Here is a 19,196-nt window from a genome sequence, read left to right as displayed (position 1 = left end):
CGCCCCCGCCAGCCACGCTCTCGGTCAGTCCCGGGTAGCACCCTCCGGCCAGACCACCCGAGACCGGACACCGGTGCGCTCGGCGTAGGCCACGACATCGGCCGTGCCGCCGTACCCGCGAGCTGGCCGCCCGTCCCACACAGCGACCAGCTCATCCACCAGACCCACCAGGATCTCGCTTCCGGCCATGTGCGCCTGGGAGTCCGACTCCACCATGCCCGTGCGGTGGATATCGGCGGCCTGCTGGATGAGACGGTCGTAGGTCTGGTGGTGCTCCTCCGGCAGGCCCTCGCGGTACTTCTCCGCAGGGACCACCACTTCAAGGCGACCTCCAGCCTCCAGCACCAGCTCAGCGAACCAGGCGTCCGGGCCGTCGGCAATGCACGAGACCCCGATCAGGTCAGGACCGCAGCGCGCAACTTCCTCTTGAAGGGCCCGGCGGACCAATCGCTCCGTCTCTGGGGGAAGACCGCGGTGGCCAGTGATGCCGAGGCGCATGGGCCGCTCCTTCGTGATCATAGGTAGATGCCGTGCAGTCGGTCGTCGAACTCGCGGACAACGCTGGGTGGAGTCGTCGAAGTGCAGGACCGCCGGACCGCACGGGCACGCTCGATGATCCGGCCTGACCGATACCGTGCCCCTGTTTCCGCACGAAGGCCCCCAACCTGGTGGTCAGGGGCCGATCGCTGCAATCCCGTTCGGGCCGGGAGTACCGTCTGAGTGTCGAGTTCAGAACGGAGTTCAGTATGCACGAAGACACAGGCATTGGCTCCAGCCTCCGCAAGGTCCGCAAGCGGCGCGGTCTGACGCAGAGGGAACTGGCCACAGCATCAGGCGTATCGCTCTCGCTGATCCGGAAGCTGGAGCAGGGAGAGATCACCGACACGCGCATGGCGACCGCGCACACCTTGGCGTCCACACTGCGCGTCCCCACGAGTTACCTCCTGGAGCGCGACGACGAGGAGCCCGCCGGCGAGGCCGCCGAGCCCTGGCGCCCGCTGGGGCAGGCCGTTGAGGTCGCGCCGGTCCGCACGGGCGAGGCCCCAACGGTGGAGGGCGTGCGTGCGATGCTCCCCGAAGTGCGCTCGGCCTACTTCGACAACCGGCTCGGTGAGTTGACCGGGCTCCTTGCCCCGCTTCTGGCGGATGCCGACGCGCTCGGCGACTCCGCTGAGGCGCGGGACGTGCGCTCCCATCTGCTACAGATCGCCGGATCGGTGCTGACCCAGGTCCGCAAGTACGGTGCCGCGGAGACCGCGCTGCGCCGCGCCCTGGATGACGCACCGGACCGGCTGCGCGCGGCGGGGATCATCGCTACCTGGAGCTGGCTCCTCGTCCGGCAAGGCAAGTTGGCCGCGTCCCGGGAACTGGCCACCAAGTGGGCGGACGATGTGGAGCCGCGAGTGTCCCGGGCGACGCCGGAGGAGTTGGCGGCGTGGGGCTGGCTGCTGATGCAGTCTTCAGCCGCCGCTCTGCGCGACAACCGGCGGGGGGAGGCAGACGACACGATGCGCCTCGCCCAGTCAGTCTCCGTCCTGCTGGGGCGTGAGTTGCCCCGCGGCACTGAGCGCCTGACGACCTGGGGCCCGACCACCGTGCGCTATAAGGCGTGCGAGAGGCACATCGTGCTGGACGAGCCGGACAAGGTGCTCCGCGCAGCCAAGCCGAAGCGGCCCGGCCGGGCCACGGCTAGGAAGTCCGGGAGTCTGGCGGTGAGCACCGAGTACCACCGGCACCGGCTGGACGTCGCGAAGGCTCACACCATGATGCGGCAGTACCCGGAGGCTGTGGACGTACTGACCAGCGTGCACGCCACCGCGCCGGAGTGGCTGGCCAGTCAGCGATACGCGCGCGACATCCTCGGCGATGTGGTGGAGAAGCGGCGGACGTTGACGCCGGAGATGCGGACGCTGGCGGACGCGGTCGGTCTGCCGCTGTAACGCTCCATGGCACTTCCGTCGGTGGCCCGAGGGAAGTGCCATGGAGTGACCCCCGTCACCACACTTAGCGTCACGACACGGATACAAACTGGCCACGAGGAGCCGTGTCGTGATCGCTGGTCCACAGCCAACGCTGCCCTGGACACCGCCAAACAAGCAGGTCATCGAGGCGTTACCCGCAGGCAGATGGTGGGACGCCGTGCGCGCAGCCCCGACCATCGGCGAACGCGCCCTGCAACTACTCGGCGACGAGACCGGCGCCGTCATCCAGGACAAGCACGGCCCCCTCTACTGGCTCGTCGCCGTCGGCACCGCAACGAGCTGGCACCTGCGGCAAGTCCGCGTCCTGACCGAGCTGACCGACGAGAGCACCTACCTCGGCGTACCGCCCGCCGCCTGGACGAAGGGTCCCAGCACCCACTGGCGCGTGCCCCTCTCGGCCGACCGCTACCTGACCGACGCCGGGCGCCTGTGGGAGGCGCTGGCCGAGGCCGACCGCACCGAATACGGGCGCGTACCTGAGGGCCGCCAGCTCTGCTACCGCTGCCGGCTGCCCACGAACGAACCGATCCCGGTCGAGGTGGAGAGGGGCGACGCTGTCGGCAAGACCGTCTACGCCTGCCCCACGCACGCCACCAGCTACCCGAGGAACGGCCGCCGCCCGCGGACCCTCACCAGCGCGGCCGCGGACCAGCACAAGGGGCGGGCCCGATGACCGCCGTCGAGCAGACCAAGGACCCGTTCGCCAACGAGGCGTGGCGCGCGGCCATCGACCACGCCGCGGGGTGCCTGGCCTGCCGCACGCCCGGCGCCGGATGTGAGACCGGGGAACGGCTGCTGCGCGCCTACGAGGAGGCTGCGCGGCTGGCTCGATCCTGCTGCCCATGGCCCACCGATTGACTCCCTCTCCGGTGCTGAAGTGCACAGTGCCGGAGAGGTGCTTCCCCATCCATCGAGTGAGAGGAAAAACATGCAACTGGTTGCGCCCCTTCCCCTTCAGGCCAGTGCCCCGGTCAGCACCGCGCCAAGCAGCATCCGCCCGTACGCGTTAACCGGAGCGCGTTTCCGGCCCGCCACGTCGGCCGCGGTTCCGCGGTGTCGCGCGGTCTACGACCCTGTCAGTCAGACAGCCAGGTTCGAGGACGGCACTCCGCTGACGACCATGGCCACGTCCCAGAAGACCAACCAGGACGGCGACATCAAGAACCCGCCGCCGAGTGATGAGGGCGGGGACCCCGGAGCCTTTGAGTGACCAACACCGTCCTGGTGGTGGACGGCCCCTTCGAGGCGGGAACTGACCTCATCATGGAGGGGCTGTCCTCTTCCGATATCCCCGTGTTCCGCATGGATACCGCAGACTTCCCTCACGAACTGGAGCTACGGGCCAGCCACGTTGACGGGCAGTGGGTCGGCACGCTCTCCAACAAGCACAGAAGCGTCGCGCTGGCGGACGTGAAGGCGGTCTACTGGAACCGGCCGAATCTGTTCCGGTTCCCCGAGCTGTCGGAGTCGGACGCCCACTGGGCGCGTGGCGCTGCCCGCATCGGCCTCGGCGGCGTACTCATGAGCCTCGCCGCCCGGTGGATGAACCATCCGTCCAGAGCGTCTGCCGCGGAGTTCAAACCCCAGCAGCTCCGCATCGCACACTCCGTGGGGCTCGCCACTCCTCGCACTCTGATCACGAACTCTGCGGATGAGGTGCGAGCCTTCGCGGAGAACGTCAAAGCCCCGCTGATCACCAAGCCGCTGGGGACGCCGCACGTTGTCCACTCCCAGGGCTCGGAGACCATGTATACGCGCGAGGTCGACCTTGACGCCCTGGGCGGCGTGGAACTCACTGCGCACCTGTTCCAGGAGCGTGTCCCCAAGCAGTACGAAGTGCGCTTGATCGTCGTAGGCGTCACCTGCCACAGCGTGAAGATCAAGGCGCACAGCGAGGCCGCCCGTACGGATTGGCGGTCCGATTACGACGCGCTGGAGTACGAGCCGATCGAGACGCCGGCCGATGTCGTCAACGGAGTGCGCGGATACATGGCTCGACTGGCCCTCACCTACGCTGCGATGGACTTCATCGTGCGGCCGGATGGTCGGTGGACGTTCCTGGAGGCAAACCCCTCGGGCCAGTGGGCATGGCTCAACAGTCCGGAAATCCCCCTAGCCGCGTCGATCGCTCAAACCCTGGAGAACTGGTGTCGCCGGTGAACTGGAAACCGCTCGCTGAGAATCTGGCACGCATCCTGGAGGACTCGGACGACCTGGTCTTCCCTCACTGGAAGCAGGCGTTCGAGGAGGTGCCTCGGCACACCTTCGTCCCACGCTATTTTCAAAACCAAGGGGGCGTGCCGACTCAGTGGAAGCCGCTCGACGCCGCGGACGGCGAAGACTGGCTCAACCCCATCTACACCAACACCACGCTCGTCACCCGCCTCGACCCGGAGACGGCGAAGTCCGCGGATGGGCTGTTCACCGGCGTCCCCACGTCGTCCAGCACACAGCCGAGCCTCACGGCCCGGATGCTGGAAGCCCTTGACGTACAGCCCGGAGACCGGGTCCTCGATGGAGGCACTGGCACCGGCTACCAAACCGCCCTCATCGCTCACCGCCTGGGGAGCGATGACCAGCTCGTGACGGCGGACATTGACCCGGATGTGACGTCCGAAGCACTGCTCAACCTGGAGGCCATCGGCATCACACCGAACGTCCTCACCGTGGACGTGAGGGACTGGACCTGGCCGCCGGAGTCGTTCGACAAGGTGATCATTACGTGTGCCCTTCCGAGGATCACCGAGACGTTGAGGTCCGCGGTCGCTCCCGGGGGACGACTCGTCGCGAACCTCTTCCCGCCGCTGAGCGGGGGTCTGGCCGTCCTCGACCGCATGCCGGACGGAAGCCTGGAGGGGCGCTTCCAGGCAGGCGGCGGGTCCTTCATGGCGGCACGCACGGCGGCACCGGCCCCTCCCCCGCCGCTTGCGTCGGGACCGGTGGACGCACGCAGGGACTCCCCGGTGCCGGTCACGGCCTTCGACAGCTACCACTTCACCTTCCTGCTGGCGTCCGCGCTGCCCGGGGTGGTGCTCCAGTACGGCACTGACGACGAGGGGCACACCATGCGTCGCCTGGTGATGCCTGACGGGGCGTGGGCTGAGGGCATCTTCGTCGGCGAACAGACGCAGTTCCGCGAGACGGGCGAGCGCGGCATCTGGGACACCGTCGAGGGTTGGTGGGGGTGGTTCGTTGATCACGACATGCCGAAATGGGATCGCTTCGGCCTGACGGTCTCGGACGAAGAGCATCGCCTCTGGTACGAGACCCCTCAGGGCCTCTCGTGGAAGCTGCCTATGTGAGTGAGACGCGTGCGGTGTGACCTGCGGTGGAAGGCCGATCACGTCACCCGGTGCATCTCCAGCCCCGACTGGGCGGGCTTCGTGCCAGCGGTAACCGCCTGACCCAGCTACTCGAAGAGGATTCCCGCTTCCCGTGCAAGGCTCAGGGCCAACTCCATCTGCCCTGGGCCTTGCACAGTAGCGCCCTTGAGGCTCGCGCCTCCGCCAACATCAACGAGCGTGCAGTTCTCGAACCGCGCGGTGCCGATCCGGCAGTTGGCCCACTGTGTTCCGGTCAGGTCGCAGCCCTCGAATTTCACGTTGTGCAGTTCGGCACCCTGGAAGTCCGCGCCCGCCATCTTGCAGTCAGTGAACACGACGGCGTAAAGCCTCATGTGGCGAAACAGGCCGGGGGCGATGACGCAGCTCTCCATGCGCACGTCCCGGAACGTCCCAGACCTCCACGACGAGCCCGTAAATCGGCTCCCGTTCACCACACACCGGATCAGTGAAACATCTTGGGCACCCACTTCCGCGAAGTCGCAGGTGTTGAACCGGCAGTCGCTGAACTGGCTGCGGATCAGGCGTGTTCCGGTGAAGCGAGAACTGTCGAACGTGCAGCCCTCCATTTCGACGGCCTCAGCCGTGTGAGCCACGAAGGGCGTTCCCTCGTATTGCACCCCACGGATCATCGCGTCGTCTTCCAGGCCGTCTCTCGCCATGTCGGCCGGTCGCAGGGTAGCTAAGACCTTCGGGGCAGTGGGGTTCTTGATGCGGGTGGTCCTGCCGCCTCGCCGAATCGCCTGAGTCATGCGAAGTCGATCCATTCGCCGGATGGTGTGGAGGGTGGAGGCCCAGACTCTAGTACTCCAGTCGTAGATCGCGATCTTCATATCGGTACCGTCTTCGGCCCCAGTCGGTGCTGCGCCCGACACACCCCGAAACGGTCGCTACAACACCAGCGTCCGGTACCGCTCGGCGACCTCCGCAAGGACCTCCGCGCCGTCCCGGGCCCACAGGTCCGGGTTGAAGATCTCCACCTCGATCGGGCCGGTGTAGCCCGTCGCGTCGACCTGCTCGCGGAACCAGCGGAAGTCCACCGAGCCGTCGCCGAGTTGGCCCCGGCCCAGCAGGACGCCCTCCGGGAGTGGGGTGACCCAGTCGGCGAGCTGGAAGGCGGCGATGCGGCCGCCCGCGCCCGCGCGGGCGATCTGGTCCGCGACGGTGTCGTCCCACCAGATGTGGTACGTGTCCACGACCACGCCCACCTGCTCCGCCGGGAAGCGCTCGGCCAGGTCGAGGGCCTGGGCGAGGGTGGAGACCACACAGCGGTCGGACGCGTACATGGGGTGCAGGGGCTCGATGGCCAGGCGGACACCGTGGTCGGCGGCGTACGGGGCGAGCTCCCCCAGCGCGTCGGCGATGCGCTCGCGGGCGGCGAAGAGGTCGCGGCTGCCGGCCGGGAGGCCGCCGGAGACCAGGACCAGGGTGTCGGTGCCCAGGGTGGCGGCCTCGTCGATGGCCCGGCGGTTGTCGGCCAGGGCCGTGGCGCGTGCCTCGGGCTCGCTCGCGGTGAAGAAGCCGCCCCGGCACAGGCTGGTGACGGTCAGGCCGGCGCCGCGCACCAGCTCGGCCGCGGCCGCCACGCCGTACTTCTGGACCGGCTCGCGCCACAGGCCCACGCCCGTGACCCCCGCCTTGACGCAGCCCTCGGCCAGCTCGGGCAGCGACCACTGTTTGATCGTTTCCTGGTTGAGGCTCAGGCGGGGTACGGCGTTCACTGGGCCACTCCATGCACGGACAGCAGGTGTTTCATGCGGGTCTCGGCCAGCGCCGGGTCCGGGAACAGGCCCAGCCCGTCCGCCAGTTCGTACGCCCGCGCCAGATGTGGCAGCGAGCGGGCCGACTGGAGGCCGCCGACCATGGTGAAATGCGACTGGTGGCCCGCCAGCCAGGCCAGCAGCACCACACCCGTCTTGTAGTAGCGGGTCGGGGTCTGGAAGAGGTGGCGGGAGAGCTCCACCGTCGGGTCCAGCAGGGCGCGGAAGGCGGCCACATCGCCGGTGTCCAGCCTGCGCACGGCCTCCGCCGCCAGCGGGCCCAACGGGTCGAAGATGCCGAGCAGGGCGTGGCTGAAGCCCCGGTCGTCGCCCGCGATCAGCTCGGGGTAGTTGAAGTCGTCGCCCGTGTAGCAGCGCACCCCGTCCGGCAGCTTGCGCCGCAGGTCGATCTCGCGCTGGGCGTCCAGCAGGGAGACCTTGATGCCGTCGACCTTGTCGGGGTGGGCGGCGATGACGTCGAGGAAGGTGCGGGTGGCGGCGTCCAGGTCGGTGCTGCCCCAGTAGCCCTCCAGGGCCGGGTCGAACATCGGGCCGAGCCAGTGCAGGATCACCGGCTCGGCGGACTGGCGCAGCAGATGGCCGTAGACCTCGAGGTAGTCCTCGGGGCCCTTGGCCACGGCGCACAGGGCGCGCGAGGCCATCAGGATGGCCTGGGCGCCGGACTCCTCGCAGACGGCCAGCTGCTCCTCGTACGCGGCCCGGACCTCGTCCAGGCCGTACGGATAGCCGATCTCGGTGGCGGCCAGCTGGTCGGTGCCGACGCCGCAGGCGATCCGGCCGCCGACCGCCTTCGCCTCGGCCGCCGAGCGGCGGATCAGCTCGGCGGCGCCCGCCCAGTCCAGGCCCATACCGCGCTGGGCGGTGTCCATGGCCTCGGCCACGCCCAGACCGTGGGACCACAGGTGGCGGCGGAAGGCCAGGGTGGCGTCCCAGTCCACGGCGGCCGGGCTGTCGGGGGTCACATCGGCGTACGGGTCGGCGACCACATGGGCGGCCGAGAAGACGACGCGGGAGGTGAAGGGGGCCCCGGGGGTCGGCGACAGCGGCTCGGTGCGGGGTTCGTAGGGGCGGGTCGTACCGCCCGGCGCGGGGAGGTGGATGGTCACAGGCTCAGCTCCGGTACGTCCAAGCAGTGGATGGTCACAGGCTCAGCTCCGGTACGTCCAGCCGGCGGCCCTCCGCCGACGACTTCAGGCCCAGCTCGGCGAGCTGGACGCCGCGCGCGCCGGCCAGCAGGTCCCAGCGCCAGGGCTCGTCGAGCGCGACATGGCGCAGGAAGAGCTCCCACTGCGCCTTGAAGCCGTTGTCGAACTCGTCGTTGTCCGGCACCTGCTGCCACTGGTCGCGGAACGCCTCGGTGGCGGGCAGATCGGGGTTCCAGACCGGCTTGGGGGTGTGCGAGCGGTGCTGGACGCGGCAGTTGCGCAGGCCCGCGACGGCCGAGCCCTCGGTGCCGTCGACCTGGAACTCCACCAGCTCGTCGCGGTTCACCCGGACCGCCCAGGAGGAGTTGATCTGCGCGATGACACCGCCCTCGAGCTGGAAGACGCCGTAGGCCGAGTCGTCGGCGGTGGCCTCGTACGGCTTGCCGCGCTCGTCCCAGCGGGTCGGGATGTGGGTGGCGGCCTGCGCCTGGACGGTGCGCACGGGGCCGAACAGCTCGTGGAGCACGTACTCCCAGTGCGGGAACATGTCGGAGACGATGCCGCCGCCGTCCTCGGCGCGGTAGTTCCAGGAGGGCCGCTGGGCGGCCTGCCAGTCGCCCTCGAAGACCCAGTAGCCGAACTCCCCGCGCACGGAAAGGATCCTGCCGAAGAAGCCGCCGTCGATGAGGCGCTTCAGCTTCAGCAGCCCCGGCAGGAAGATCTTGTCCTGGACGACCCCGTGCTTGACGCCCGCCGCCTCGGCCAGCCGGGCCAGCTCCAGTGCGCCCTCCAGACCGGTGGCGGTCGGCTTCTCGGTGTAGATGTGCTTGCCCGCCGCGATGGCCTTCCTTATGGCCTCCTCGCGGGCGGCGGTGACCTGCGCGTCGAAGTAGATGTCGACGCCGTCGTCCGCGAGCACGGCGTCCAGGTCGGTCGAGACGTCCGCGACCGGGTCGAGGCCGTGGTGCTCGGCGATCTCCTTGAGCGCGTGCTCCCGGCGGCCGACGAGCAGCGGCTCGGGCCACAGCACGGTGCCGCCGCCGAGGTCCAGGCCGCCCTGTTCGCGAAGGGCGAGGAGAGAGCGGACGAGGTGCTGGCGGTAGCCCATCCGGCCGGTCACACCGTTCATGGCGATCCGCACTGTCTTGCGTGTCACGTGGGTTCTTCTCCTCACAGCGAGTGACAGTAAGCGCTTTCTAACATCCACGCTAACCGTCCCGCCCCATCCCTGTACAGAGGACCGAACACAGGGGCGGGGTCCGGTCAGCGCTTCAGCGCAGGGTCAGCCGGTAGCGCAGCGGCGAACGCCCGGTGATCAGGACCCGCTGCCCCGCCGGGGTCAGATCGCCGCCCATCCAGCTGTAGCGCTCGCCGGAGTCCACGACGGCGGGCTGGCGCGGGCCGCTGCCGTTGCCGGGCCCGAAGGTGATCACGTCATCGCCGGACGTATAGGTCCCGTACCCCTTGACCAGCTGATACGTGTCCTTCTGGCCGGGCACGGGGTCGACCCCGGTGAGCTTTCCGCCACCGCGGAAGCACAGTTCGAGGGCGAGCGGGACCTCGGACTCGCCGATCTCGAGGTCCAGGTTCCAGCCGCCGTCCGCCTCCGCGATCCGCACCTCGGTGCGCAGGGTGCGCCACTCCTTGGGGCGGTGCGGAAAGTCCATCGCGGACCAGAACCGGCCGTCGTCGGTCAGCGGATACCGCCCGTCGGGGCGGCGGTGCTGAGGCGGCAGCGGGAGGTGGAATCCGGCCCGCACCTCGGCCCACAGCCGCCAGCCGTCCGCCGTACGCTCCACGTCCTCGGCCCGGAAGTGGCCGAGCGAGAAGAACTGCGGGGACAGCCGGAGCGAGTCCAGGATGGCCGAGCCCTTGCGCCACTTGAAGAACGTCGGGTTGGTGGACAGGCCCGAGGAGATCGCGTGGACGTCGGGGAAGTCGGTGCCGCCGAAGATCGTGGTCCGCGTCCTCCCCTTCGCGATCCGGACCAACCCGCAGTCCTTGTCGCGCCAGGTGAACTCGTCCGGAGCCGCGGTGGCCTCGGGCAGCGGCGCGGCCAGCTCCGGATGGTCCAGGACCTCGGCGAGGAAGTCCCCGAGCGGGGTCTCGTCGAAGGTCTGGTCCGCGCCGCGCCGCTGGATGGTGGCGGCCACGTCGGCGAACCGCCCGTCCCGCTCCCGGAGCGCCAGGGCCCGGAACTGCAGCCAGTACTCGGACAGGTGCTTGACCGTCTTCTGGTCCTGGCGGCGCGAGTGCACCGTCTCCACCTCCCCGTCGGGCTCCAGGAGGTGGAGGGTGGCGTCCAGGTTGCGGCGTACGTGCTCGTAGAGGGCCGGGCGCTCGGTGAGCCGGGCCAGGGTCAGCAGCGAGGGGTTGGTGACGATGGGCGCGTAGGTGGCGCTGCGCTCGCTGTACTGGCCGCTGTCGTACCTGTCGATGCCCTCGGCCAGCCAGGCGTCGATACGGCGGGTGTAGCGCGCGTCGGGCCAGAAGGAGTTGATCCGGGCCAGCGCGGCGCACACCTTCCAGCGGTGGTTGGGGGTGTGCACCCCGCCGGTGGACAGGCCCTTGCCCGCCTTGAGCAGGATCTTCTTCAGGGTGGCGCGGATCGCCCGGGTGCCGGTGTGGCCGTCCGCCTCCAGCAGGCCGTACACCAGGCCCAGATCGACGATCGAGAAGGCGGTGTCCGGGGGCGAGTGGACGGCGCCCTGGTCGTAGAGGCCGTCGTCGAACTGGGCGGCGGCCAGCGCGTCCACGAGCCGGGTCATCGGCGCGATCAGTGCGCCGTCGTGGTGGTGGGCGGCGTCGCCCCACACATGGACGGAGGTGAGCAGCCGCAGGCCGCGGGCGGCGGGGCGGGCCTGGCCGAGGTTGTTCAGCTGGCCCAGGACCGTCTCCAGCCCGTCCACCACCTCGGCCACCCGGGCGTCGGCCGCCTCGGTGAGCAGGGCCAGGAACGGCTTGTCGACCCGGGCCTCGGCCGGGGTCCCGCTCTCGGCCGAGGCGCCGCCCGGGTCGCCGACGGCCAGCAGTCCGCCCGCCACTGCGGTCCCGGCGAGCAAGTGACGGCGGGGCAGGGGTGTCATAGATGGTGCTCCGTGGCTCGGGCCGCCAGGGCGAGCGGGCCGGGGACGAGGAAGGCGAGCGGCGGATAGGCCCAGGCGCAAACGGCGGCGGTGGCCACGGCCAGCAGCAGCACACCGCTCGCCCGGGGCTTGCGCACGCCGTCGTACGCCGCCGAGCGCAGCGCCACCCGCCAGCTCGTGGCCGACTCGGGGCGGGCGCAGGCCCGCAGCAGGACGACGGCGAGCAGCCCGCCCGCGATCAGCAGCACGGGCCGGAAGACCACCGCGCCCGGCAGCCCCGCCCCCGCCGCGGCTCCGTTGAACAGCAGCAGGGCGCCGCCGGCCAGCAGCCCCGCCCCGGCCAGCAGATCGCCGGTGCGCAGCCGGTCCCGCAGCGCGCGGAGGTAGCCGCCCGCCGTGGCGGGCACGTCCTCGCGCACCCGCCGGTCCAGGACGGCGCAGGCCGTGGACATCGCGGCCGGGGCGGTGAGGAGGGGCAGCGAGGCGGCGGCGGTGGCCAGCCCCACGGCCAGGACGTCGGCGAAGAGCGCGAAGCGCGGGCCGAACAGCTCGCCGGGTTCGCGTTTGGTGGCGGTGGCCATGCTCATCCCTTCAGTCCGGAGCTCGCCATGCCCTCGACCAGGAACCGCTGGAAGGCGAGGAAGAAGAGCACGATGGGCAGCAGCGCGAAGACCGACATCGCGAACATCGGGCCGAAGGCCGACTGGCTGGAGGCGTCCACGAAGGACCGCAGGGCCAGGGTCAGGGTGAACTTCTCCGGCTCGAAGAGGTAGATGAGCTGGGTGAAGAAGTCGTTCCAGGTCCAGATGAAGGTGAAGATCGCGGTGGTGATCAGGGCGGGCCGGGTGAGCGGCAGGATGACGCTGAAGAACGAGCGGAACGGCCCGCAGCCGTCGATCCGCGCCGCCTCCTCCAGCTCACGCGGCAGTCCGCGCATGAACTGCACGATGAGGAAGACGAAGAAGGCGTCGGTGGCCAGGAACTTCGGCAGGATCATCGGCCAGTAGGTGTTCACCATGCCGAGCTGGTTGAAGATGATGTACTGCGGAATGAGGATGGCGTGGTGCGGCAGCATGATCGTCGCGATCATGAACGCGAAGAGCGGACCGCGCATCCGGAACCGCAGCCGTGCGAAGGCGTACGCGGCGAGCGAGCAGCTGATGACGTTGCCGAGCACCGCGCCGCACGCGATGAGCAGCGAGTTCCACAGCAGCCGTCCGACGCTGACCTCGTTCACCCCGTCCAGCGCGGTGGAGTAGTTGCTCCATTCGAAGTGGCTGGGCAGCAGCTTGAGGCTGGCGATGACCTCGTCGGCGGGTTTGAACGAGGTGGCCAGCAGCCAGGCCAGCGGATAGAGCATCACCAGCAGCACGGCGATCAGGCAGATGTGCAGCACGATCCGGCCGGTGGGGCGCCGCCGCGCCGCCGGGGCGGTGGTGATCGGGGCGGTGGTCATCGGGCCCCCTCGTTGTTGTCGTTGGCGTAGAAGACCCAGGCCCGGGATGAGCGGAAGAGCACCGCGGTGACGACCCCGATGGCCAGCAGCAGCGCCCACGCCATGGCGGAGGCGTAGCCCATGTGGGAGGCGGTGAAGCCGCGGTCGTAGAGGTAGAGCGTGTAGACGAGCGTGGAGTCGGCGGGTCCGCCCTTGCCCGCGCTGACCGCGAAGGCGGGGGTGAAGACCTGGAACGCCTGGATCATCTGGAGCACCAGGTTGAAGAAGAGCACCGGGGAGAGCATCGGGATGGTGATCGAGCGGAACTGCCGCCACCAGGAGGCCCCGTCCACCGCGGCCGCCTCGTAGAGCTCGGCGGGTATCTGCTGGAGCCCGGCCAGGAAGATCACCATGGGGGCGCCGAACTGCCAGATGGTGAGCAGCGCGACCGACAGGATGGCCCAGCCCGGTTTGTTGATCCAGCCGCCGATGTCGATGCCCATGCCGGAGAGCAGGTTGTCGACGGAGCCGCCGTCGTTGAAGATCGCCCGCCAGACCAGGGCGATGGACATCGACGCGCCGAGCAGCGAGGGGGCGTAGAACGCCGAGCGGTAGAAGCCCTTGCCGCGCTTGACCGACTTCAGCGCGATCGCGACGGCCAGCGCCAGCAGCAGCTGGAGCGGTACCGCGATCACGACGTAGGTCAGGGTGGTGATGACCGACCGCCAGTAGCGGGGGTCCTCGGTGAACATCTGGGTGTAGTTGCGGAAGCCGATCCACCGGGGCGCGTCGAACATGTCGTAGTCGGTGAACGACAGATACAGGGACACGGCCATGGGCAGCAGCGTCAGCACGGCGGCGCCGAGCACCCATGGGGACAGGAACACCCAGGCGGCTCCCTGCCGTTCGCGCTTGGGCGCCCGCTTGCCGCCGGTGGCGGGGGGCGCGGCGTCCGGGGGGCGGGTCGCGGTCGCGGTCATTGCCTCAGCTCCGCCTTCGCCTCGGTGATGTAGTTCTCCGCCGCCTCGCGCGGCGACAAGCGCTCGTAGCTCACCTGGTCGTAGTCGCGCGAGAAGGTGCCCTGCAAGGAGGTGTCGCCCTTGGGAGGCGCGGGCGGCGGGTCCTTGAGCTTGCCCTCGAACTGCTTCTGGTACGCGGAGACGACCTGGTCGAAGCCCTCCAGTTTCGGCAGCACCGTGTCCCGGATGGCGTCGTTGGCCGGGATGCCGCGGGTGGCGCCGAGGATGGCGCCCGCCTTCTTGTCGTTGAGCAGGAAGTCGATGAACTGGGCCGCCTGCTTGGGGTGTGCGGTCTTGGCCGAGGCGCCGAAGAACATCGACGGTTTGAAGTACTGCCCGGGGGTGCCGTCCTCGCCGACCGGCAGCGGCGCCAGCTTCAGCCCCTCGCCGACGATGGGCGCGAAGCCGCTGGAGGGGGCGTCCCAGTTGAAGTCGGAGACGGACTTCAGCCGGCCCAGCGGGGTGTTCTCCACCGTCCCGTCCATCTGGGTGGTCTGCTCGGCGGGCACGACCGCGCCCTCCTTGCGGAGCCTCGTGCACCACTCCCAGTAGCGGGTCAGATCGTCGGCGCTGAAGCCCAGCTTCTCGTCCTTGGTGTAGAGGGACTTGCCCCGGCTCCGCAGCCAGATCTCGAACACGTCCTCGCTCTGGCCCGGGTCGGTGGAGCCCATCCGCCCCTGCGTCGCCTTGGACGCCGAGAGCTTGCGCATGGCGTCGGCCCAGTCGTCCCAGGTCCAGGTCGGAGTGGGTTCGGCGACGCCCGCCTTGCGCCACAGCGCGGCGTCGTACGCCACCGTCTCGGTGCCGCGGGCCACCGGCAGCGCGTACTGCTTGCCGTCGACCACCCCGGTGGCCAGCAGCCCCTTGTCGATCTCCGAGGTGCGCAGCTCGGGGTGTTCGCCGAGGTTCAGCAGGATGCCGGAGGTCGCGTACTGGTTGATCTGCCGGTAGTCCAGCTGCATCACATCGGGGGCGTCACCGCCCGCCGCCTGGGTGGCCAGCTTCGCCTTGTAGGTGTCGAAGCCCGCGAAGGACGTCGCGATGTCGATGTCCGGGTGGCGTTGCTCGAAGAGCTTGACGGCCTCCTCGGTGCGGGCGGCCCGGTCGGGGTTTCCCCACCAGGTGAACCGCAGGCTGACCTTGCCGCCCGAGCCGCCGCCGCCATCGCCGCCGCAGCCCGTGAGGGTCCCTCCGAGCGTGAGCACAAGGGCCAGGGCGCAGGACGTCGTTGTCCTGTTTCTACGCATACCGGAGCCGACCTCCCTCCATGATCATTTCGTTGAGCGTGCGTGGTGGTGTCTACGGCGGCTATTCGCCGTAGTACGGGAGCGTGACACCGGGCAGTTCGTACTCGTCCCGGCGGCCGCACATGCCGTAGCCGCCGCGGCGGCTGGGCCCGGTCGCGGTGACCCGCGCCTCGGCGAGGTGCGCGGCGTCGCCCGCGGCGAGCGCGGTGAGCTGCTCACCGGTGCGCCGCGCGGCGGCGAGCGCCCCGTCCCGCCAGCGCGGCTCCCACTCCTTCACCTTGGGCGCCACGATCCGCGCCGCCGCCTCGTGGAAGGCGCGCAGCGGCGCTTCGTCGCCCTTCTCGGCGGCGGCCCGCAGCGTCAGATAGCCGTCGATCGCGAGGTCCCGGCGACGCCGGGCGGCCGCGTCGGCCTCCGGCCCCTCCTTGGCGGGCAGCGCGGCGGCGGCCGCGTAGCGCTCGGGGTCGGCCAGCACCTCGGGCGGGAAGGTGAAGACGGCGTCCCCGGCCTCCGGCAGCCCGCTGTTCTGCATCAGCACGGTCACCTTGAGGCCGCCGCCCTGCACCATGCGGTGGATGGTGCCGGGGGTGAACCACACCACCGAGCCCGGCTCCAGCGGGGTCTCGGTGAAGCCGTCCGCGAGGGTCAGGGTCTGCACGGCGCCGCGTCCGGCGGTGACCACATACGCCTCGGTGCAGGCGAGGTGGAGATGGGGGCTGCCGCCGCACACCCCGTCGGCGGCCTCCCACTCGTACGCGCTGATGTGGGAGAGGCCCACACCGCCCGGCAGCGGGGCGGACATCGCGGTCATCGTGCTCACCACCCGTGGTTCTTGAGGTAGTTCTCCGCGCGCGCCCGGTCCCAGGCGCCGTCGGCGACCACCACCCGGTAGCGGTACCCGAAGGACTCCCCCGGCGGCAGCTCGAACTCCTCGAAGAACGCCCAGGACGGGGCCACCGAGGGGATCGGCTCGGAGCGCACGAACCAGTGGGAGGCGTGGATGGATTCGGCGTTCTCCGGGGCGTGGGCGAACAGCAGCGTGGAGTGCCCGTCCACGTCGTCGTGCTCACCGGTGAAGGCGACCCAGGGGGCGTCGGCGGCCGGGGTGCCCATCAGGTCCGAGGCGCCCTTCTCGCCGTCGCCGCCGCGCCCGTCCGGGCCGATGACATCGCCGCCGGTGAAGTCGCGCGGGCCGCGCCAGTTGAGCCCGGTGTACCCGGCCATCTCCCGGCCCGCGGTGGTCGGGGAGCCGAAGTGCAGGGCCTCGCCGCGGATGTTGGTGAGGTGGATGGACCAGTCCAGGGCCCAGGTGCCCTCCTCCGGCTCCACCGAGTGGAGTTCGATGGTGCGCAGCTCCCGCGCCCACTCCTGGCCGCCGTTCTCCACCCAGGTGAGGTTTTCCACGAAGCGCAGCCGGTCGTCGGTGACGGTGAACTCCTCGAAGCCGTCGTGGCGCATCGAGCCGACGCGCTCCTCGACCCGCTGGTAGCCCTGGTCGGGGCCCAGGTAGGAGTTGCCGCCCCAGAAGTTCTGGCCGGACAGATGGCTGGACGTCATCTGGAGGCCCTTGTGCCAGCGGTGGTCGTTGGGCCGGTAGCCGGAGACCGGGTTCCCGGCGAGGGTGCGCAGCGGATGCGCGTAGGGCTTACGGGCCTCGAAGGCGTCCGGGTCGGGCCGGTAGACGTAGGCCATCAGCTCGACGCCGCCGGCGGCGACCGAGATCTGTTCGCCGTGGGTGTGGGTGACGGTGATGCGCTGGGTCATGGCGGCCTCAGCTCTCCTTGGTGGTGGCGGTCGCTGCCTTCGGCGCCCATGCGGGGTGGTCGCCGTGCATGGCGTCGTAGTACGGGTCCCCGGGCACGATCTCGCCCGCGCGCACGGGCCGCCCGGTGAAGGCCGCCTTGTAGAGCGCGGCGATGAACTCGAGGGTGCGGCGGGCGTCCTGCCCGCTGCCGGGCGGCCGTACGCCGTCGCGCATCGCGTCCAGCAGCCCGGTCAGCTGGGCCCCGTGGGAGCTGGGCAGATCGGCGGCCGGGGTGCGCCAGCGGCGCTGCCGGGCGGGTTCGTCGCGGACGTGCGGGGCGGGGGTGTAGACCCAGTCGTCGTTGCGGTGGCCGTAGAGGTGGGTCAGCTCGACGGTGGCGTCCGCGCAGTCGATGCGGATCCGGCTGACCTCGTCGGGCGAGAGCACGCTGTTGACGACGGTGGCCATGGCGCCGCTCTCGAACCGCACCAGCGCGGTGGAGACGTCCTCGCTCTCCACGGCGTGGACCAGCCGTCCGGCCATGCCGCGGATCTCGGTCCAGTCGCCGAGGAGGTGGAGCAGCAGATCCATCTGGTGGATGCCGTGGCCCATGGAGGGGCCGCCGCCCTCGGTCTCCCAGCGGCCGCGCCAGGGCACCGCGTAGTAGGCGGTGTCGCGGTGCCAGGTGGTCTGGCAGTGGGCCACCAGCGGCCGGCCCAGGGCACCCTCGGCCAGCAGCTCACGGGCGTGGACGGCGCCCGAGCCGTAGCGGTGCTGGAAGACCACCGAGGCGTACGGGCCGCCCGCTTCCTTCTCGGCCCCGGCTATCTGGTCGTACTCGGCGAGCGTGAGGCACAGCGGCTTCTCGCACAGCACCCAGGCACCGGCCTCGAGGGCGGCCACGGTCTGCTCGCGGTGCAGGGAGGGCGGGGTCCCGATGAGGACCAGGCCGGGGCGCTCGGCCTCCAGCATGGCGGCCACATCGGAGTAGCCGGTGACGTCGAAGGTGCCGCCCTCGGCCGCCGCGGCACGGAAGGCGTCGAGCCGGTCCGCGGCCACGTCGACCGCGGCGACGAGGTCCACACGGTCGGCGTGATCACGCAGTGCGGGCAGATGGCTGCCGCTGACGATTCCTCCGGTACCGACCACTGCGGCACGGATACGGGCGGTGGCTGCTGCGGCCATGGGCTGAGGTCTCCTCGCCGTCGCCTGGGGTAAGCGCTTGCTGGGGAGGACCCTAGGCATGGTCCGGATGACAGGACAAGACCCTGGCGTGCAGAATCACGCCGCTCATGGAGTGAGAGCATGGAGGCGCCCAACCAGCGCGCACGGTGTACCAGAAGGTGACCACCCAACGGAGGAAATATGGCAGTGACCCTGGCCGATGTGGCGGCACGGGCTCGGGTCTCGGCGGCCACCGTGTCGCGCGTCCTGAGTGGCAACTACCCGGTCGCGGAGTCGACCCGGAACCGGGTGCTGCGTGCGGTCGACGAGCTGGAGTACGTGGTCAACGGCCCGGCAAGCGCTCTCGCCGCCGCCACTTCCGATCTGGTCGGGGTGCTCGTCAACGACATCGCGGACCCCTTCTTCGGGATCATCGCGGGCGCCGTACAGGCCGAAATGGTCACCCCTGCCGGGGAGTCGGGCCGGGGCGGCGAGAAGCTCGCCGTCATCTGCAACACCGGTGGCTCGCCCGAGCGCGAGCTCAACTACCTCACCCTGCTGCAGCGGCAGCGCGCGGCCGCCGTCGTGCTCACCGGCGGCGCGGTCGAGCACCCCGACCACGCCACCGCCGTGGCCACCAAGGCGTCCCGGCTGGCCGCCTCCGGCACCCGGGTGGTGCTCTGCGGGCGCCCGCCGATCGAGGACGCCACCACCCTCACCTTCGACAACCGCGGCGGCGCCCGCCGGCTCACCGAACACCTGCTGACCCTCGGCCACCGCCGGGTCGGCTATGTGGCGGGCCCGGCCGAGCGCACCACGACCCGCCACCGTCTTGAGGGCCACCGGGCGGCGCTGGCCGCCGCCGGGGTGGACCAGGACGCGGAGCGGCTGACCGTCCACGGCCTGTACGACCGCGCCTCCGGCTATGACGCCACCCTCGAACTGCTGCGCCGCGACCGGAGTCTGACGGCCATAGTCGCCGCCAACGACACCATCGCGCTCGGCGTCTGCGCGGCCCTGCGCGACCAGGGGCTGCGGATCCCCGAGGACGTCTCGGTGGCGGGTTTCGACGACCTCCCCTTCAGCGCGGACGCCGTCCCGGCCCTCACCACGATGCGGCTGCCGCTGCACGACGCGGGCGCGCGGGCCGGGCGGCTGGCCCTGGGCCGCGAGCCGCAGCCGCCGGGCGGGGTGGCGATGGTACGGGCCGAGCTGATGGCCCGCGCCTCCACGGCGCCGCCGCGCGGCTGAG

The 19,196-nt window shown here is 70.5% G+C and carries 20 protein-coding genes and 1 pseudogene; 7 read left to right on the top strand and 14 right to left on the bottom strand.

Going from position 1 to position 19,196, the window contains the following annotated elements; translation table 11 throughout:
• Window positions 1–24 precede the first annotated feature (24 nt).
• Entirely contained in the window at window positions 25–498 is a 474-nt protein-coding gene (locus ACMTAK_RS31995; RefSeq protein ID WP_413809380.1) for a hypothetical protein, read from the bottom strand.
• A gap of 17 nt (window positions 499–515) precedes the next feature.
• A pseudogene (locus ACMTAK_RS31990) lies at window positions 516–647 on the bottom strand (helix-turn-helix domain-containing protein); the annotation flags it as partial.
• Window positions 648–746: 99 nt separating this feature from the next.
• Here ACMTAK_RS31990 and ACMTAK_RS31985 point away from each other — a divergent pair.
• From ACMTAK_RS31985 to ACMTAK_RS31960, 6 genes are all read left to right on the top strand, one after another.
• A complete protein-coding gene (locus tag ACMTAK_RS31985; protein ID WP_413809379.1) occupies window positions 747–1,940 on the top strand; it encodes a helix-turn-helix domain-containing protein in 1,194 nt (397 codons plus the stop codon).
• Window positions 1,941–2,049: 109 nt separating this feature from the next.
• A complete protein-coding gene (locus tag ACMTAK_RS31980) occupies window positions 2,050–2,655 on the top strand; it encodes a hypothetical protein (protein WP_413809378.1) in 606 nt (201 codons plus the stop codon).
• A complete protein-coding gene (locus ACMTAK_RS31975; protein ID WP_413809377.1) occupies window positions 2,652–2,840 on the top strand; it encodes a hypothetical protein in 189 nt (62 codons plus the stop codon). Before ACMTAK_RS31980 ends, ACMTAK_RS31975 begins: the two co-directional genes overlap by 4 nt.
• 70 nt (window positions 2,841–2,910) lie before the next feature.
• Window positions 2,911–3,192 carry a putative ATP-grasp-modified RiPP gene (gene tgmA / locus ACMTAK_RS31970; protein ID WP_413809376.1) on the top strand — a complete coding sequence of 94 codons (282 nt, stop codon included), beginning with the start codon at window positions 2,911–2,913 and terminating at the stop codon, window positions 3,190–3,192.
• Window positions 3,189–4,142 (top strand): ATP-grasp ribosomal peptide maturase, encoded by a 954-nt coding sequence (gene tgmB / locus ACMTAK_RS31965; RefSeq protein WP_413809375.1) that lies wholly within the window; start codon window positions 3,189–3,191, stop codon window positions 4,140–4,142. Before tgmA ends, tgmB begins: the two co-directional genes overlap by 4 nt.
• Window positions 4,143–4,279: 137 nt before the next feature.
• Window positions 4,280–5,284 carry a methyltransferase domain-containing protein gene (locus ACMTAK_RS31960; RefSeq protein ID WP_413809374.1) on the top strand — a complete coding sequence of 335 codons (1,005 nt, stop codon included), beginning with the start codon at window positions 4,280–4,282 and terminating at the stop codon, window positions 5,282–5,284.
• Window positions 5,285–5,391: 107 nt separating this feature from the next.
• On the opposite strand, the gene ACMTAK_RS31955 is transcribed toward ACMTAK_RS31960, so the two are convergent.
• The 12 genes from ACMTAK_RS31955 to ACMTAK_RS31900 all read right to left on the bottom strand — a co-directional run bounded on the left by ACMTAK_RS31955 (window position 5,392) and on the right by ACMTAK_RS31900 (window position 17,965).
• Complete coding sequence (locus ACMTAK_RS31955) at window positions 5,392–6,156, bottom strand: pentapeptide repeat-containing protein (RefSeq protein ID WP_413809373.1); 765 nt, start codon at window positions 6,154–6,156, stop codon at window positions 5,392–5,394.
• A gap of 57 nt (window positions 6,157–6,213) precedes the next feature.
• Window positions 6,214–7,044, bottom strand: coding sequence for a sugar phosphate isomerase/epimerase family protein (locus tag ACMTAK_RS31950; protein ID WP_413809372.1), 831 nt, complete (start codon window positions 7,042–7,044; stop codon window positions 6,214–6,216).
• Window positions 7,041–8,210: a dihydrodipicolinate synthase family protein gene (locus tag ACMTAK_RS31945; protein WP_413809371.1), complete on the bottom strand. Its 1,170-nt coding sequence runs from the start codon at window positions 8,208–8,210 to the stop codon at window positions 7,041–7,043. Before ACMTAK_RS31945 ends, ACMTAK_RS31950 begins: the two co-directional genes overlap by 4 nt.
• 34 nt (window positions 8,211–8,244) lie before the next feature.
• Window positions 8,245–9,405 (bottom strand): Gfo/Idh/MocA family protein, encoded by a 1,161-nt coding sequence (locus tag ACMTAK_RS31940; RefSeq protein ID WP_413809370.1) that lies wholly within the window; start codon window positions 9,403–9,405, stop codon window positions 8,245–8,247.
• 115 nt (window positions 9,406–9,520) lie between these two features.
• Window positions 9,521–11,335, bottom strand: a complete 1,815-nt coding sequence (locus ACMTAK_RS31935; protein WP_413809369.1) for a hypothetical protein — start codon at window positions 11,333–11,335, stop codon at window positions 9,521–9,523.
• Window positions 11,332–11,916 (bottom strand): hypothetical protein, encoded by a 585-nt coding sequence (locus ACMTAK_RS31930; protein ID WP_413809368.1) that lies wholly within the window; start codon window positions 11,914–11,916, stop codon window positions 11,332–11,334. The genes ACMTAK_RS31935 and ACMTAK_RS31930 overlap by 4 nt, the downstream gene beginning before the upstream one ends.
• Before the next feature lie 2 nt (window positions 11,917–11,918).
• Complete coding sequence (locus ACMTAK_RS31925) at window positions 11,919–12,791, bottom strand: carbohydrate ABC transporter permease (protein ID WP_413809367.1); 873 nt, start codon at window positions 12,789–12,791, stop codon at window positions 11,919–11,921.
• Entirely contained in the window at window positions 12,788–13,750 is a 963-nt protein-coding gene (locus ACMTAK_RS31920) for a carbohydrate ABC transporter permease (RefSeq protein ID WP_413809366.1), read from the bottom strand. Before ACMTAK_RS31920 ends, ACMTAK_RS31925 begins: the two co-directional genes overlap by 4 nt.
• Entirely contained in the window at window positions 13,747–15,036 is a 1,290-nt protein-coding gene (locus ACMTAK_RS31915; protein WP_413809365.1) for an ABC transporter substrate-binding protein, read from the bottom strand. Before ACMTAK_RS31915 ends, ACMTAK_RS31920 begins: the two co-directional genes overlap by 4 nt.
• Before the next feature lie 61 nt (window positions 15,037–15,097).
• Window positions 15,098–15,847: a cupin gene (locus ACMTAK_RS31910; protein ID WP_413813057.1), complete on the bottom strand. Its 750-nt coding sequence runs from the start codon at window positions 15,845–15,847 to the stop codon at window positions 15,098–15,100.
• A gap of 5 nt (window positions 15,848–15,852) precedes the next feature.
• Window positions 15,853–16,800: a DUF6807 domain-containing protein gene (locus ACMTAK_RS31905; protein WP_413809364.1), complete on the bottom strand. Its 948-nt coding sequence runs from the start codon at window positions 16,798–16,800 to the stop codon at window positions 15,853–15,855.
• Between the two features lie 7 nt (window positions 16,801–16,807).
• Window positions 16,808–17,965: a Gfo/Idh/MocA family protein gene (locus ACMTAK_RS31900; protein ID WP_413809363.1), complete on the bottom strand. Its 1,158-nt coding sequence runs from the start codon at window positions 17,963–17,965 to the stop codon at window positions 16,808–16,810.
• Between the two features lie 180 nt (window positions 17,966–18,145).
• On the opposite strand from ACMTAK_RS31900, the gene ACMTAK_RS31895 reads away from it, so the two are divergent.
• The gene (locus tag ACMTAK_RS31895; protein WP_413809362.1) at window positions 18,146–19,195 is read left to right on the top strand and encodes a LacI family DNA-binding transcriptional regulator; all 1,050 of its coding nucleotides are present in this window, start codon (window positions 18,146–18,148) and stop codon (window positions 19,193–19,195) included.
• Window position 19,196 lies beyond the last annotated feature (1 nt).

This window comes from Streptomyces lacaronensis (assembly GCF_047337785.1).
In the GTDB taxonomy this organism is placed as follows: Bacteria; Actinomycetota; Actinomycetes; order Streptomycetales; family Streptomycetaceae; genus Streptomyces; species Streptomyces lycopersici.
The sequence above is the reverse complement of the archived record's forward strand: the minus strand, read 5'-3'. Positions and strand labels throughout refer to the sequence as shown.

Excerpts from the sequence above, each read along its gene's own strand:
- ACMTAK_RS31975 (WP_413809377.1), top strand. The coding sequence starts at position 2,652 with ATGACCGCCGTCGAGCAGACCAAGGACCCGTTCGCCAACGAGGCGTGG.
- ACMTAK_RS31985 (WP_413809379.1), top strand. The coding sequence starts at position 747 with ATGCACGAAGACACAGGCATTGGCTCCAGCCTCCGCAAGGTCCGCAAG.
- tgmA (WP_413809376.1), top strand. The coding sequence starts at position 2,911 with ATGCAACTGGTTGCGCCCCTTCCCCTTCAGGCCAGTGCCCCGGTCAGC.
- ACMTAK_RS31920 (WP_413809366.1), bottom strand. The coding sequence starts at position 13,750 with ATGACCGCGACCGCGACCCGCCCCCCGGACGCCGCGCCCCCCGCCACC.
- ACMTAK_RS31925 (WP_413809367.1), bottom strand. The coding sequence starts at position 12,791 with ATGACCACCGCCCCGATCACCACCGCCCCGGCGGCGCGGCGGCGCCCC.
- ACMTAK_RS31935 (WP_413809369.1), bottom strand. The coding sequence starts at position 11,335 with ATGACACCCCTGCCCCGCCGTCACTTGCTCGCCGGGACCGCAGTGGCG.
- ACMTAK_RS31915 (WP_413809365.1), bottom strand. The coding sequence starts at position 15,036 with ATGCGTAGAAACAGGACAACGACGTCCTGCGCCCTGGCCCTTGTGCTC.
- ACMTAK_RS31995 (WP_413809380.1), bottom strand. The coding sequence starts at position 498 with ATGCGCCTCGGCATCACTGGCCACCGCGGTCTTCCCCCAGAGACGGAG.
- ACMTAK_RS31895 (WP_413809362.1), top strand. The coding sequence starts at position 18,146 with ATGGCAGTGACCCTGGCCGATGTGGCGGCACGGGCTCGGGTCTCGGCG.
- ACMTAK_RS31930 (WP_413809368.1), bottom strand. The coding sequence starts at position 11,916 with ATGGCCACCGCCACCAAACGCGAACCCGGCGAGCTGTTCGGCCCGCGC.
- ACMTAK_RS31910 (WP_413813057.1), bottom strand. The coding sequence starts at position 15,847 with ATGACCGCGATGTCCGCCCCGCTGCCGGGCGGTGTGGGCCTCTCCCAC.
- ACMTAK_RS31900 (WP_413809363.1), bottom strand. The coding sequence starts at position 17,965 with ATGGCCGCAGCAGCCACCGCCCGTATCCGTGCCGCAGTGGTCGGTACC.
- ACMTAK_RS31905 (WP_413809364.1), bottom strand. The coding sequence starts at position 16,800 with ATGACCCAGCGCATCACCGTCACCCACACCCACGGCGAACAGATCTCG.
- ACMTAK_RS31955 (WP_413809373.1), bottom strand. The coding sequence starts at position 6,156 with ATGAAGATCGCGATCTACGACTGGAGTACTAGAGTCTGGGCCTCCACC.